At 64.1% G+C, this 13,848-nt stretch carries 13 protein-coding genes and 4 tRNA genes; 8 read left to right on the forward strand and 9 right to left on the reverse strand.

The features are described from left to right. Window positions 1-155: 155 nt before the first annotated feature. From clpX to K2O50_RS17860, 8 genes are all read right to left on the reverse strand, one after another. The gene (gene clpX, locus K2O50_RS17825; protein ID WP_050705049.1) at window positions 156-1,439 is read right to left on the reverse strand and encodes an ATP-dependent Clp protease ATP-binding subunit ClpX; all 1,284 of its coding nucleotides are present in this window, start codon (window positions 1,437-1,439) and stop codon (window positions 156-158) included. Window positions 1,440-1,547: 108 nt separating this feature from the next. After that, window positions 1,548-2,189 (reverse strand): ATP-dependent Clp endopeptidase proteolytic subunit ClpP, encoded by a 642-nt coding sequence (clpP, locus tag K2O50_RS17830; protein WP_043213484.1) that lies wholly within the window; start codon window positions 2,187-2,189, stop codon window positions 1,548-1,550. Window positions 2,190-2,280: 91 nt separating this feature from the next. Continuing rightward, on the reverse strand, window positions 2,281-3,594 hold the full coding sequence (gene tig, locus K2O50_RS17835) for a trigger factor (RefSeq protein WP_050705048.1): 1,314 nt from the start codon (window positions 3,592-3,594) through the stop codon (window positions 2,281-2,283). A 248-nt stretch (window positions 3,595-3,842) separates the two neighbouring features. Further along, window positions 3,843-4,142: a DUF6388 family protein gene (locus tag K2O50_RS17840; RefSeq protein ID WP_028692638.1), complete on the reverse strand. Its 300-nt coding sequence runs from the start codon at window positions 4,140-4,142 to the stop codon at window positions 3,843-3,845. Between the two features lie 150 nt (window positions 4,143-4,292). Continuing rightward, window positions 4,293-4,368, reverse strand: a tRNA-His gene (locus K2O50_RS17845). 36 nt (window positions 4,369-4,404) lie between these two features. Beyond that, window positions 4,405-4,489: transfer RNA gene (locus K2O50_RS17850), tRNA-Leu, on the reverse strand. Window positions 4,490-4,545: 56 nt separating this feature from the next. Then, window positions 4,546-4,621 (reverse strand) — tRNA-His (locus K2O50_RS17855). A gap of 35 nt (window positions 4,622-4,656) precedes the next feature. Further along, a tRNA-Arg gene (locus K2O50_RS17860) sits at window positions 4,657-4,733 on the reverse strand. Window positions 4,734-4,988: 255 nt separating this feature from the next. Here K2O50_RS17860 and folD point away from each other — a divergent pair. From folD to K2O50_RS17900, 8 genes are all read left to right on the forward strand, one after another. After that, a complete protein-coding gene (gene folD, locus K2O50_RS17865) occupies window positions 4,989-5,843 on the forward strand; it encodes a bifunctional methylenetetrahydrofolate dehydrogenase/methenyltetrahydrofolate cyclohydrolase FolD (protein ID WP_050705047.1) in 855 nt (284 codons plus the stop codon). Window positions 5,844-6,138: 295 nt separating this feature from the next. Further along, entirely contained in the window at window positions 6,139-7,056 is a 918-nt protein-coding gene (gene ctlX, locus K2O50_RS17870; protein WP_050705046.1) for a citrulline utilization hydrolase CtlX, read from the forward strand. A 19-nt stretch (window positions 7,057-7,075) separates the two neighbouring features. After that, a complete protein-coding gene (locus K2O50_RS17875) occupies window positions 7,076-8,122 on the forward strand; it encodes an ornithine cyclodeaminase (protein WP_050705045.1) in 1,047 nt (348 codons plus the stop codon). Window positions 8,123-8,507: 385 nt separating this feature from the next. Next, window positions 8,508-9,290 carry an ABC transporter substrate-binding protein gene (locus tag K2O50_RS17880; protein ID WP_050705044.1) on the forward strand — a complete coding sequence of 261 codons (783 nt, stop codon included), beginning with the start codon at window positions 8,508-8,510 and terminating at the stop codon, window positions 9,288-9,290. A 72-nt stretch (window positions 9,291-9,362) separates the two neighbouring features. Next, on the forward strand, window positions 9,363-10,070 hold the full coding sequence (locus K2O50_RS17885) for an ABC transporter permease (RefSeq protein ID WP_050705043.1): 708 nt from the start codon (window positions 9,363-9,365) through the stop codon (window positions 10,068-10,070). Further along, complete coding sequence (locus K2O50_RS17890) at window positions 10,067-10,780, forward strand: ABC transporter permease (protein WP_050705042.1); 714 nt, start codon at window positions 10,067-10,069, stop codon at window positions 10,778-10,780. The genes K2O50_RS17885 and K2O50_RS17890 overlap by 4 nt, the downstream gene beginning before the upstream one ends. 4 nt (window positions 10,781-10,784) lie before the next feature. After that, window positions 10,785-11,597 (forward strand): ABC transporter ATP-binding protein, encoded by an 813-nt coding sequence (locus K2O50_RS17895; RefSeq protein ID WP_052896422.1) that lies wholly within the window; start codon window positions 10,785-10,787, stop codon window positions 11,595-11,597. A gap of 13 nt (window positions 11,598-11,610) precedes the next feature. Beyond that, entirely contained in the window at window positions 11,611-12,102 is a 492-nt protein-coding gene (locus tag K2O50_RS17900) for an Lrp/AsnC family transcriptional regulator (RefSeq protein WP_050705041.1), read from the forward strand. Window positions 12,103-12,153: 51 nt separating this feature from the next. Here K2O50_RS17900 and K2O50_RS17905 read toward each other — a convergent pair whose 3' ends face one another. Continuing rightward, a complete protein-coding gene (locus K2O50_RS17905; protein ID WP_050705040.1) occupies window positions 12,154-13,836 on the reverse strand; it encodes a bifunctional diguanylate cyclase/phosphodiesterase in 1,683 nt (560 codons plus the stop codon). Between the last annotated feature and the right edge of the window lie 12 nt (window positions 13,837-13,848).

The raw sequence follows: 13,848 nt of genomic DNA on the forward strand, positions 1-13,848 counted from the left end.
GATTTCGCCTCTACAGCGGCCGTGGTGGCCGGAAACCGTTGGAAATGGTGCTTGGGGCTAATGTGGGGGCAGGCCTGGCAAAATACAAGCGCCCAGGCCATGAAATGCAAAAAGGGGCCAAAAAGGCCCCTTCGTGCGTGCTGCCCCTTGCCCGATCAGGCGTCGGGAGCGGCCTTGGCTTGCGGCTCGCTGTTCTCGTAGATGAGCAGCGGCTGCGACGAGCCTTCGATGACGCTTTCGTCGATCACCACCTTGCTGACATCCTTCTGCGAAGGAATCTCGTACATGGTGTCGAGCAGCACGCCCTCGAGGATCGAACGCAGGCCACGGGCGCCGGTCTTGCGCTCCAGGGCCTTGCGCGCCACGGCCTTGAGTGCATCGCTGCGGAACTCGAGGTCGACGTCTTCCATCTCGAACAGCCTGGCGTACTGCTTGGTCAGCGCGTTCTTCGGCTCGGTGAGGATCTGCATCAGCGCAGCCTCGTCCAGCTCGTCCAGGGTCGCCAGCACCGGCAGGCGGCCGACGAACTCCGGAATCAGGCCGAACTTGACCAGATCGTCCGGCTCGACCTCACGCAGCGACTCGCCGACCTTCTTGCCCTCTTCCTTGCTGCGCACTTCGGCACTGAAGCCGATGCCGCCTTTGGTCGAGCGGTTCTGGATGACCTTTTCCAGGCCCGAGAAGGCGCCACCGCAGATGAACAGGATATTGCGGGTATCGACCTGCAGGAACTCCTGTTGCGGGTGCTTGCGCCCCCCTTGCGGCGGCACGGAGGCCACGGTGCCTTCGATCAGTTTCAGCAGCGCCTGCTGCACGCCCTCGCCCGAGACGTCACGGGTGATGGACGGGTTGTCCGACTTGCGCGAGATCTTGTCGATCTCGTCGATGTAGACGATGCCCATCTGGGCCTTTTCCACATCGTAGTCGCACTTCTGCAGCAACTTCTGAATGATGTTCTCGACGTCCTCACCGACATAACCGGCTTCGGTCAGGGTGGTGGCGTCGGCAATGGTGAACGGCACGTTCAACAGGCGCGCGAGCGTCTCGGCGAGCAGCGTCTTGCCCGAGCCGGTCGGCCCGATCAGCAGGATGTTGCTCTTGCCCAGTTCGACTTCGTCGCCTTTCTTGTCACGCTGGTTCAGGCGCTTGTAGTGGTTGTACACCGCTACTGCCAGGACCTTTTTCGCGCGCTCCTGACCAATGACGTACTGGTCCAGGATGCCGCTGATTTCTTTCGGCGAGGGTAACTTGTGCGCGTTGCTCTCGGCCTGGGCTTCCTGCACCTCCTCACGGATGATGTCATTGCACAGGTCGACGCACTCGTCGCAGATAAATACCGAGGGGCCGGCAATCAATTTACGCACTTCATGCTGGCTTTTGCCGCAGAAAGAGCAGTAGAGCAATTTGCCGTTGTCCTCGCCGTTACGGGTGTCAGTCATTCGATCGATCCAATCCGGTAGGCTTGAAACACAAGATGAAGGCAATCGCTGGCTTTTTCAAGTCCGCGCACGGGCGCAATCCGCGCCCGCGCGCTCTGGCGCATTGCTTCAGGATGCCAGTTGCCGCTTGTCGTAGACCGAGTCGATCAGGCCGTACTCGGCCGCGCGCGCGGCGCTCATGAAGTTGTCGCGCTCGGTGTCGCGCTTGATGGTCTCGAGGTCCTGGCCGGTGTGATGAGCCAGCAGCTCGTTCAGGCGCGCCTTGATGTTGAGGATTTCCTGGGCGTGGATCTCGATGTCGGTCGCCTGGCCTTGGAAGCCACCCAGCGGCTGGTGAATCATCACCCGCGAGTTGGGCAGGCAGTGGCGCTTGCCGGCGGCACCGGCCGCGAGCAGGAAGGCGCCCATGCTGCAGGCCTGGCCGATGCAGATGGTCGAGACGTCCGGCTTGATGAACTGCATGGTGTCGTAGATCGACATGCCGGCAGTTACCGAGCCGCCCGGGGAGTTGATATAAAGATGGATATCCTTGTCCGGGTTTTCCGCCTCAAGGAACAGCAGCTGCGCCACCACCAGGTTGGCCATGTAGTCTTCTACGGGGCCGACCAGGAAGATCACGCGCTCCTTGAGGAGGCGCGAGTAGATGTCGTAGGCACGTTCGCCACGGGCGGACTGCTCGATAACCATCGGGACCAGGCCGCCTGCGGCCTGGATGTCAGAGCTTTGCTGAATATAAGAATTGCGGGACATGTCCTGCACTCGCTCCCAAATAGTCATGGCTTGAATACGCACAAGCCAGCGCGAAGGCTGGCTTGTGGGGGTTTCCTACGAGAGTAGCCTGTTACTCAGCGGCGGCAGGAGCCTGTGCTGGTTTGACGGCTTCTTCGTACGAGACCGATTTGTCGGTCACAGTCGCTTTCTGCAGGACAGTATCTACAACTTGCTCTTCCAGCACAACCGAACGAACTTCGTTCAGTTGCTGGTCGTTCTTGTAGTACCAGGCGATGACCTGCTCAGGCTCCTGGTAGGCCGAGGCCATCTCTTCGATGACTTCGCGAACCTTGGCTTCGTCCGGCTTCAGGTCGAACTGCTTGACCACTTCGGCGACGATCAGGCCCAGCACGACGCGGCGCTTGGCTTGCTCTTCGAACAGCTCGGCCGGCAGTTGGTCAGGCTTGATGTTGCCACCGAACTGCTGGACGGCCTGCACGCGCAGACGGTTGACTTCGTTTTCCAGCAGGGCTTTCGGCACGTCGACCGGGTTGGCGGCCAGCAGACCGTCCATGACCTGGTTCTTGACCTTGGCCTTGATGGCCTGGCGCAGCTCACGCTCCATGTTCTTGCGAACTTCGGCGCGGAAACCTTCCAGGGTCGATTCCTTGATGCCGAACTGGGCGAAGAAGGCTTCGTTCAGCTCAGGCAGCACTGGGGCGGAAACGCTGTTGACGGTGATGGTGAACTCGGCGGCCTTGCCGGCCAGGTCGAGGTTCTGGTAGTCCTCCGGGAAGGTCACGTTAACCACGCGCTCTTCACCGGCCTTGGCACCGACCAGGCCTTCTTCGAAGCCCGGGATCATGCGGCCGGAACCCAGCACCAGCTGGGTGCCCTTGGCCGAACCACCGGCGAAGGCTTCACCGTCGATCTTGCCGACGAAGTCGATGTTGACCTGGTCGTCATTGGCAGCGGCGCGTTCGACGGCCTCGAAACGGGTGTTCTGCTTGCGCAGGACTTCCAGCATGTTGTCCAGGTCGGCGTCAGCCACTTCGGCGCTCAGGCGCTCGACGGCGATCGACTCGAAACCGGCAACGGTGAACTCAGGGAAGACTTCGAAGATGGCGACGAACTCGAGGTCCTTGCCCTTCTCGAACGACTTTGGCTCGACGGCAGGTGCGCCAGCCGGGTTCAGCTTCTGCTCGACGATGGCTTCGTAGAAGGAAGCCTGGACCAGATCACCGAAGGCCTCTTGGCGGGCATCGGCCTCGAAACGCTGGCGGATCACGCTCATTGGCACCTTGCCCGGACGGAAGCCGGCAACCTTGGCGCGCTTGGCAGTCTGCTGCAGACGCTTGTTGACTTCGTTCTCGACGCGCTCGGCCGGAACGGCGATGGTCATGCGGCGCTCGAGAGCGGAAGTGTTTTCAACAGAAACTTGCATGGATATTCCTCGTTGCACAGACGTTAGCCGGCGATAGCCCGACTCCAGAATCAAGGGCAAACATTCTAGTGACTCATCAAGCAGAAGTCACCCCACCCGGATTGTCGGCGGACCGCGCCGGTCGATTTCCTTGAAAGGCCCGCCCGCCTTGGCGTCAAGCCTGTCTCATTCACGGCCGCGCAGACCCTTTTGGCCCGCGCGGTTGTAAAACCTTGTCAAACAAACAACAGCCAGGACGATCGCCCGCCTTACTGCGGATCGAGGTCGTTGAACTGGCAGTATTCTTCCCAGGCCATGCCCAGCGCCTCGGCCACCTCGCGATGAGTCTCCAGGCGCATGGCCTGCAGTTGCTCCGGCGACTCGGCGATCAGTTGCAAGGCGTACTCCCAGGGCTCGACGCCCTGCTCCTGCGCCGCATCCTCGAACGCCCACTCGATCTGCTGGGCCTGCTCGCGGGCATCCAGCTCGCGGATCTCCTCGAGCAGCTGCGGATTGGCCTCGGCGAAACGTTGCAGCGCCAGGGCCTGGCGCGCTTCTTTTGCGATCATCTGCGCTATTCCTCTACCGGCATCTCGGCCAGCCCTTCAACCGGCTGAAATCTATCAGCTTTTATCGCTCCACCACCAGTAGCCACGAGGGCCGTACGGCGAAAACGAAAAAGGCGCCCGATCATCCGATCCGGGCGCCTTCTTCAAATATGGGGTGGACGATGGGAATCGAACCCACGACAACCGGAATCACAATCCGGCGCTCTACCAACTGAGCTACGCCCACCATAATGCAGTGTTGCGGTACAGCCTTACAGAAACATGGTGCGGACGAAGAGACTCGAACTCTTACAGCTTGCGCCGCTGGAACCTAAATCCAGTGTGTCTACCAATTTCACCACGTCCGCATGAAACTCAAAAACAAAGGCGCCGGATCATTCAATCGAGGCGCCCCTGCAGAATCTGGGGTGGACGATGGGAATCGAACCCACGACAACCGGAATCACAATCCGGCGCTCTACCAACTGAGCTACGCCCACCATATTGCGGTACTGCTTACTTGCCCAGGCCTTGATGGCGCACCCGGCAGGACTCGAACCTGCGACCATCCGCTTAGAAGGCGGATGCTCTATCCAGCTGAGCTACGGGCGCTTAAGCTTACAGTCCAGCCGAACAAACTAACCGCTTATTCTGCCCGACTTTGCCAACCCGTGCCAGGCAGTGCCCGACAAGTGCGGCGAATCTTATAGGCGACCCTGCAGGTCGTCAACACCTTTCGCAAAAAAATTTAAATTATTGAAGGGGTTAGGGGATTTGCCCGACCACGCGCCTTTGCCCTTGGGCCATGTCGTGCGAGAATGCGCGCTTCTTATATATGTTCCCTTCTCGATGGTTAATCACGCGTCTATGACTGCACACCTAATCGATGGCAAGGCGATCGCCGCCAACCTGCGCCAGCAGATCGCCCAACGTGTCGCCGAGCGCCGCCAGCAGGGCCTGCGCACGCCAGGCCTGGCGGTGATCCTGGTCGGCACCGACCCGGCCTCCCAAGTCTATGTCTCGCACAAGCGCAAGGACTGCGAAGAGGTCGGCTTCATCTCCCAGGCGTTCGACCTGCCCAGCGAGACCACGCAGCAAGCCCTGACCGACCTGATCGATCGCCTCAACGATGACCCGGCCGTCGACGGCATCCTGCTGCAGTTGCCGCTGCCTGAGCACCTGGACGCCTCCCTGCTGCTCGAGCGCATCCGCCCGGACAAGGACGTGGACGGTTTCCACCCCTACAACATCGGCCGTCTGGCCCAGCGCATCCCGCTGCTGCGCCCGTGCACGCCGAAGGGCATCATGACCCTGCTGCACAGCACCGGCCAGGACCTGTACGGCATGAACGCGGTAATCGTCGGCGCGTCCAACATCGTCGGCCGGCCGATGGCCATGGAACTGCTGCTGGCCGGCTGCACCGTCACCGTCTGCCACCGCTTCACCAAGGACCTGGCCGGCCACGTCGGCCGCGCCGACCTGGTGGTGGTCGCCGCCGGCAAGCCGGGCCTGGTCAAGGGTGAGTGGGTCAAGGAAGGCGCCATCGTCATCGACGTCGGCATCAACCGCCAGGACGACGGCAAGCTGGTCGGCGACGTGGTCTACGAGACCGCCCTGCCCCGCGCCGGCTGGATCACCCCGGTGCCGGGCGGCGTGGGCCCGATGACCCGCGCCTGCCTGCTGGAGAACACCCTGTATGCGGCTGAAGAGCTGCACAAGTAGGTTGTTCCGGCAATGACGCAACGGCGCCTCTCGAGGCGCCGTTTTCATTTGCGCACTTCGTGGGAGCGGGCTTGCCCCGCGATAGCGATGGATCTGTCGACGCCATCGCGGGGCAAGTCGGGTCGCCGCATCGCCGCTCCCACGAGGATGGCGACCTTTCCTGCAGCGTCAGCCGATTCCGCTGTCAAACAAGCCATTTCAGCTGGACCCGCTGCCCGCCCCGCCCGCTTCAGCCGGGATCTCACCGCAAACCACCACACAATGGTCACACAGCCCACCCGTGGATGCGTGCCCAATGCAAACAACAAATACCGTCCTCATGATTCGCCCGGCGCGGTTCGCCTTCAACCCCGACACCGCCGCCAACAACCGCTTCCAGCAGGCGCCGCCGGACCCGCAGGCCGCCAGCGAGAAGGCCCTGGAAGAATTCGACGGCTATGTCGACACCCTGCGCCAGCACGGCGTCGACGTGCTGGTGGTGCAGGACACCCCCGAACCCCACACGCCCGACTCGATCTTCCCCAACAACTGGTGGAGCAGCCACGCCGATGGCAGCCTGGTGCTGTACCCGATGGAGGGCGAGAACCGCCGCCTGGAACGCAGCAAGGGCGTGCTGGGCGTGCTGCAGGAGCGCTTCGCCATCCAGCGCACCATCGACCTGAGCCCGCTGGAACAGCAGAATCTGTTCCTCGAAGGCACCGGCAGCATGGTCCTGGACCGTGAACACCGCATCAGCTACGCCTGCCACTCCGGGCGCACCCATGAACACGCCCTGCGCCAGTTCGCCGAGCGCCTGGACTACCGCCTGTGCCTGTTCCACGCCGTCGACCGCCGCCAGGCGCCGATCTACCACAGCAACGTGATGATGAACGTCGGCCGCCAGCTCGCCGTGGCCTGCCTCGACGCCCTGCCCCGCCACGATGAACGCCGCGCCCTGGAGCATTCGCTGCGCGATACCGGCAAGCAGGTGCTGGCGCTGAACTTCGACCAGTTGGAGAACTTCGCCGGCAACATGCTCGAAGTCCATGACCGTGACGGCCGCTCCCTGCTGGTCATGTCGCGCAGCGCCTGGAATGCCCTCGACGCCGAGCAGCGCCGCCAGGTCGAGCGGCACAGTCACCCACTGGTGGTGAACATCGACCATATCGAACGCATCGGTGGCGGCAGCGCGCGCTGCATGCTCGCCGAAGTCCACCTGCCCTCGCGCCACTGACTCGACAAGGAGAATCATCATGACCCGCTACATCGACGTGCACGACCTCGCTCACCTGGTCAACCGCAAGGGATTGCCCACCTGCCTGGCCGAGATGGCCGAATACATCCGCCAGGACTACCTGCGCTGGCACGACTTCGAGAAATGCCCACGCCTGGCCAACCACTCGGCGGACGGGGTGATCGAACTGATGCCAGTGTCCGACGCCAACCTGTACGCCTTCAAGTACGTCAACGGCCACCCGAAGAACACCCGCAACGGGATGCTCACCGTGATGGCCTTCGGCGCCCTGGGCGATGTCGACACCGGCGCGCCGGTGCTGCTCAGCGAGATGACCCTGACCACCGCCATCCGCACCGCCGCCACCTCGGCCCTGGCCGCCCGCTACCTGGCGCGCCCGGACAGCAAACGCATGGCGTTGATCGGCAACGGCTCGCAGAGCGAGTTCCAGGCCATCGCCTTCCATGCGCTGCTCGGCATCGAGGAGATTCGCCTGTTCGATATCGACCGCAAGGCCTCGGAGAAACTGGCGACCAACCTGGCCGACTTCCCACAGTTGAAGCTGATCATCGCCAACAGCGTGGCCGAGGCGGTACGCGGCGCCGACATCGTCACCACGGTCACCGCCGACAAGGCCTACGCCACCATCCTCACCCCAGGGATGATCGAGCCGGGCATGCACCTCAATGCCGTGGGCGGCGACTGCCCGGGCAAGACCGAGCTGCACCGCGACATCGTCGAGCGGGCGCGGGTGATCGTCGAGTACGAACCGCAGAGCCGGATCGAGGGCGAGATCCAGCAGATGCCGGCGGACTCGCCGACCACCGAGTTCTGGCAGGTGGTCGAGGGGATCGCTGCCGGGCGCGAGAGTGCCGCACAGGTGACGCTGTTCGACTCGGTCGGCTTCGCCCTGGAGGACTACTCGGCGCTGCGCTATGTGCTGGATGTGGCCAGGGCGCTGGACATCGGGCGCGATATCGCGCTGGTGCCGGCGCTTGAGAATCCGAAGGATCTGTTTGCCCTGCTGCAGCCCAAAGCGGCGGCACGTAAGGTCAACGCCGCCTGACCGCCCCCCTGTAGGAGCGGCCTTGTGCCGCGAAAGGGCCGCAAAGCGGCCCCGGCAATCTGTGTTCAATATTGAGATCCTGGGGCCGCGATGCGGCCCTTTCGCGGCACAAGGCCGCTCCTACAGGGTACGCATAAGCCCAATGGACGCCACTTGGGCGGTACCAATGACAGAAACCGCTGTCGCACTTCCATAAATCTTTGTCGGGACAGCCGATTCGGCTGCAAAAAGAAACTTTACAGCCGAATCCGGCAGCCCACGCGCAGGCAAACGACACAAAAAACCTGTCTATCTCGCGCATTCTGAGCCCGACCCATGAGTCACCGACGGACCTACACGCGCTAATCGCCCTACTACCAATAACAACACCCAGGGACCCAAGACCATGCCCACCATGCGAAAACGCCTCGGCGTGCTGCTGTTCTCGTTGTGCGCCACCACCCTCACCCAGGCCAAGGAGTGGACCGAGATCCGCTTCGGCGTGTTCCCCGAATACCCACCGTTCGAATCCGTCGCCGCCGATGGCAGCCTGCAAGGCTTCGACATCGACCTGGGCAATGCCATCTGCGCCAAGCTGCAGGTCAAGTGCACCTGGGTGCATAACGAATTCGACGGCATGATCCCCGCCCTGCGCGCCCGCAAGTTCGACGCCATCATGTCGTCGATGGCCGTTACCCCGGCGCGGTTGAAGCAGATCGATTTCAGTAACCGCCTGTTCCTCAGCCCCACCTCGGTCATCGTGCGCAAGTCGGCCGACTTCGGCGACAGCGCCGAATCGCTCAAGGGCAAGCAGGTCGGCGTGCTCCAGGGCTCGCTGCAGGAGGCCTACGCCCGCGCCGTGCTGGCGCCGCTGGGCGCGCAGGTCAAGGCCTACCAGGGCCAGGACCAGAACTACGCCGACCTGCTCAACGGCCGCCTCGACGCCACCGTCACCGACAAGCTCGAAGCCCAGCTGAACTTCCTCTCCAAGCCCGAGGGCGCCGACTTCAGGAGCGGCCCGGCGATCAAGGACCCGACACTGCCGCTGGACATCGCCATGGGCCTGCGCAAGACCGACCCCGAGCTCAAGGCCCTGCTCGACAAGGGCATCGCCATGATCCACGCCGACGGCACCTATGCCGAGATCCAGAAGAAATACGTCGGCGACCTGGACATCTACAACGAGTGACCCGGCAGGCCGCCCGCCTTCCCCTGTGGGAGCGGGCTGGCCCCGCGATAGCCTCCCCGCGAGATCCCTCCCATGCACGACTTCCTCACAAGCGGCCTGCAAGGCTTCGGCCCGCTGCTGGCCCAGGGCACCTGGATGACCGTCAAGCTGGCCCTGCTGTCGCTGGCGCTGAGCCTCGCGCTCGGCCTGATCGGCGCCAGCGCCAAGCTGTCGCGATCCCGGCTGCTGCGGCTGCCGGCCACCCTCTACACCACGCTGATCCGCAGCGTCCCGGACCTGGTGCTGATCCTGCTGATCTTCTACAGCATGCAGATCTGGCTCAACGACCTCACCGAGGCGCTGGGCTGGGACTATGTCGAGATCGATCCGTTCGGCGCCGGGGTCATCACCCTGGGCTTCATCTACGGCGCGTATTTCACCGAAAACTTTCGCGGCGCCATCCTCAGCGTGCCCGTCGGCCAGCTGGAGGCCGCCACCGCCTACGGCCTGAGCCGGGCACAGCGGTTTCGGCTGGTGCTGTTCCCGCAACTGATGCGCTTCGCCCTGCCGGGGCTGGGCAACAACTGGCTGGTGCTGCTCAAGTCCACCGCGCTGGTGTCGATCATCGGCCTGGCCGACCTGGTCAAGGCCGCGCAGAACGCCGGCAAGAGCACCAACGACGTGTTGTTCTTCCTGTGCCTGGCGGGCCTGGTGTACCTGCTCATCACCACCTTGTCCAACCGCCTGCTCAAGCACCTGGAGCGGCGCTACAACATCGGCATCAAGGAGCTGGCGCGATGATCGAACTCCTTCAGGAATACGGCCTGGCTTACCTGTACCACGACGGCAGCGGCCTGTCGGGCCTGGCCATGACCCTCTGGCTGTTCCTGGCCAGCATGGTGCTGGGCTTCGCCCTGTCGCTGCCGCTGGCCCTGGCGCGTACCTCGCGCCATGCCTGGCTGCGCCTGCCGGTGCAGCTGTACACCTTCGTGTTCCGCGGCACGCCGCTGTATATCCAGCTGCTGATCTGCTACACCGGGCTCTACGGCCTGCAGGTGGTGCGCGAGCATGCCCTGCTCGACCAGTTTTTCCGCAACGCGCTCAACTGCACCCTGCTGGCGTTCGTGCTCAACACCTGCGCCTACACCGTGGAGATCTTCGCCGGGGCCATCCGCAATCTGCCCGCCGGCGAGCTGGAAGCGGCCCAGGCCTATGGCCTGCGTGGCTGGAGGCTCAACCTGTTCCTGGTGTTGCCGGCGGCCCTGCGCCGTTCGCTGCCGGCCTACAGCAACGAGCTGATCCTGATGCTGCACGCCACCTCGCTGGCCTTCACCGCCACCGTCGCCGACATCCTCAAGGTGGCCCGCGACGCCAACGCCGCGACCTTCCTGACCTTCCAGGCCTTCGGCGTGGCCGCCCTGCTGTACATGCTGCTGTCCTTCGCCCTGGTCGGCCTGTTCCGCGTGGCCGAACGTCGCTGGATGCGCTTCCTTGACCCTGTACGAGGCTGAACCCATGACCGCTACCGCACTGCCACTCACCACCTTCGAACAGGCTCCCCAGGCGCGCGCCCATGCCGGCGCCACCAAGCTCAGCGTCGAGGGGCTGCACAAGCATTACGGCGAGCACCAGGTGCTCAAGGGCGTCTCGCTGCAGGCGCGCAAGGGCGACGTGATCAGCCTGATCGGCGCCAGCGGCTCGGGCAAGAGCACCTTCCTGCGCTGCATCAACTTCCTCGAAAAGCCCAACGCCGGCAGCATCACCCTCGACGGCCAGACCCTCGACCTGAGCAAGGGCACCCCGCCAGTGGCCCAGCTGCAGAACCTGCGCACGCGCCTGGCCATGGTATTCCAGCACTTCAACCTGTGGAGCCACCTGACGGTGCTGGAGAACATCTGCCTGGCGCCGCGCAAGGTGCTGGGCATCAGCGCCGGCGAAGCCGAGGCGCGGGCGCGCAAGTACCTGGACAAGGTCGGCCTGCCGGCCCGCGCCGCCGACCAGTACCCGGCGTTTCTCTCCGGTGGCCAGCAGCAGCGCGTGGCCATCGCCCGGGCGCTGGCGATGGAGCCGGAGATCATCCTGTTCGACGAGCCCACCTCGGCGCTGGACCCCGAGTTGGTCGGCGAAGTGCTCAAGGTGATACAGACGCTCGCCGAGGAAGGACGTACCATGCTCATGGTCACCCATGAAATGGGGTTCGCCCGCCAGGTGTCGAGCCAGGTGCTGTTCCTGCACCAGGGCCTGGTCGAGGAAAGCGGCAGCGCCGAGATCCTCGACCGGCCACAGAGCGAGCGCCTGCGGCAGTTCCTCTCCAATCGTCTGAAGTGAAGTCACGCCGCATATGGATACCAAGGCCATCACCCCCGCCGCCGCACCGCTGGATCGCATCGACGAAGCGATCATCGACGTGCTGCGACACCAAGGAAGGATCACCTACGAGAAGCTCTCCACCCTCGTGCACCTGACCCCCAGGCCCTGCCTGGAACGGGTGCGCAAGCTGGAGCGGCGCGGGGTGATCCGCGGTTACGGGGCAATCATCGACCTGCAGCAGGTCTCCCCCGGGTTGTCGTTACTGGTGCTGGTGGCCTTGTCCAACCAGAGCGGGCGCTCGGCGCAACGGGCCTTCGAGGCCACCGTGCGCGCCTGCCCGCAGGTCTACGAGTGCCAGCTGATCAGCGGGCACTTCGACTACAGCCTGCGCATGCGCTGCCGCGACATGGAGCATTACCGGGTGCTGACCGAGACCTGGATGAACAACGACGAGCTGCATATCGACAAGCTGGTGGCGCATCCTGAGCTGGCGGCGGTGAAGAGCACGGCGCCGCAGGCGTGAACAGGCACTCCCCCTGCAGGAATGGGTTTGTCCGTTCCTGCAGGGGCACGCTCAGCACCACTGCTGCGGCTGCCGATAGTCCGCCACCCACTGCGCCACCGCCTCCACCGGCATCGGCCGGGCGATGCCGTAACCCTGGGCCAGCTCGCAGCCCAGCCCCATCAGCACCCGCCCGTGTTCGACAGTCTCCACCCCCTCGGCGATCACTTCACGCCCGAACGCCCGCGCCAGGCCGATCACCGCTCCGGTCAGGGCCAGGTCGTCATGGTCATGAAGGATGTCGCGCACGAAGGACTTGTCGATCTTGATGGTCTGCGCCGGCAGGCGCTTGAGGTAGCTCAACGAGGAATAGCCGGTACCGAAGTCGTCCAGGGAAAAACGCACACCCAGGGCTCGGCAGGCATCCAGGCAACGGCCAACCCGCGGCAGGTTGTCGATCGCTACCGACTCGACGATCTCCAGGTCCAGATGCCCGGGCGACACCCCGGGGTGACGCGCCAGCAGGCGCTCAAGGCGCTGGGCGAAGTCGCCGCGTTGCAGCTGGCGAGCGGCGATGTTGACGCTCAGTGACCAGTCACGCCCGGACAGCTGCCACTGCTGCAACTGGGTCAGGGCCTGGTCGATGACCCACTCGCCCAGCTCGACGATCAGGTCGGTCTGCTCCACGAAAGGCAGGAACTCCCCTGGCGGTACCGGCCCCTTGGACGGATGCATCCAGCGCAGCAACGCCTCGAAACCAATCACCTGGCCGCTGCGCATGTTCACCTTGGGCTGGTAGTGCAGGCACAGCTCGCCCTGGCGCAGGGCCTGGCGCACCCGCGCCACGGTCTGGTGGGTGGCCTTGAGCTCGAGCTCCTGGGACACGTCGAACAGGTGGTAGCGGTTGCGCCCGCGCTGCTTGGCCACGTACATGGCCTGGTCGGCGTGGCGCACCAGGGTGTCGGCATCCTCGTCATCCTGCGGGAACAGGGTCACGCCGATGCTCGCGCTCAGGCTCAGCGACTGCTCGCGCACCACATAGGGCGCGGCCAGCGCCTGGAGAATGCGCTGCAACGCCGCATGCAACTGCTGCGGGCCTTCGATATGGCGCAAGATCAGCACGAACTCGTCGCCCGACAGCCGCGCCACTGCATCGCCGCCGCGCAGGATGTTCTGCAGGCGCTGGGCGACTTCCACCAACAGCAGGTCGCCGGTGGCATGGCCGTAGCCGTCGTTGACCGCCTTGAAGCCATCGAGGTCGAGCATGCACACCGCCAACGGAATACTTTCCCGCCGGGAGAACGCCAAGGCCTGGTTGAGCAGGTCGGACAGGTAGGCGCGGTTCGGCAGGCCGGTCAGCACGTCATGCCCCACGCGCCACTGCAGGGTGTGCAGCAACTGGCGCTTCTCGGTGACGTCGAAGCGGATCGACACGTACTTGCGCACCTGGCCGGTGTGCGGGTCGATCAGCGGCACCATGGTGCTGTCCACCCAGTACAGCGAGCCGTCCTTGGCGCGGTTGCAGATCTCGCCCTTCCACACCCGGCCCGCGGCCAGGGCGCGCCACATCTCGAGGAAAAAGGTCGGCTCGTGCAACCCGGAATTGAGGATGCGGTGGTTGGCCCCCAGCAGTTCCTCGCGGCTGTAGCCGGAGATGCTGCAGAACTGCTGGTTGACGTAGGTGATGCAACCGCGCAGGTCGGTTTCGGAAAAGATCGCGGCCGCATCGACGGCCGCGCGGTAGTTATCGTCCATAAGCCTCGCAAC

This window comes from Pseudomonas sp. 2hn (genome assembly GCF_019646095.1).
In the GTDB taxonomy this organism is placed as follows: Bacteria; Pseudomonadota; Gammaproteobacteria; order Pseudomonadales; family Pseudomonadaceae; genus Aquipseudomonas; species Aquipseudomonas peradeniyensis.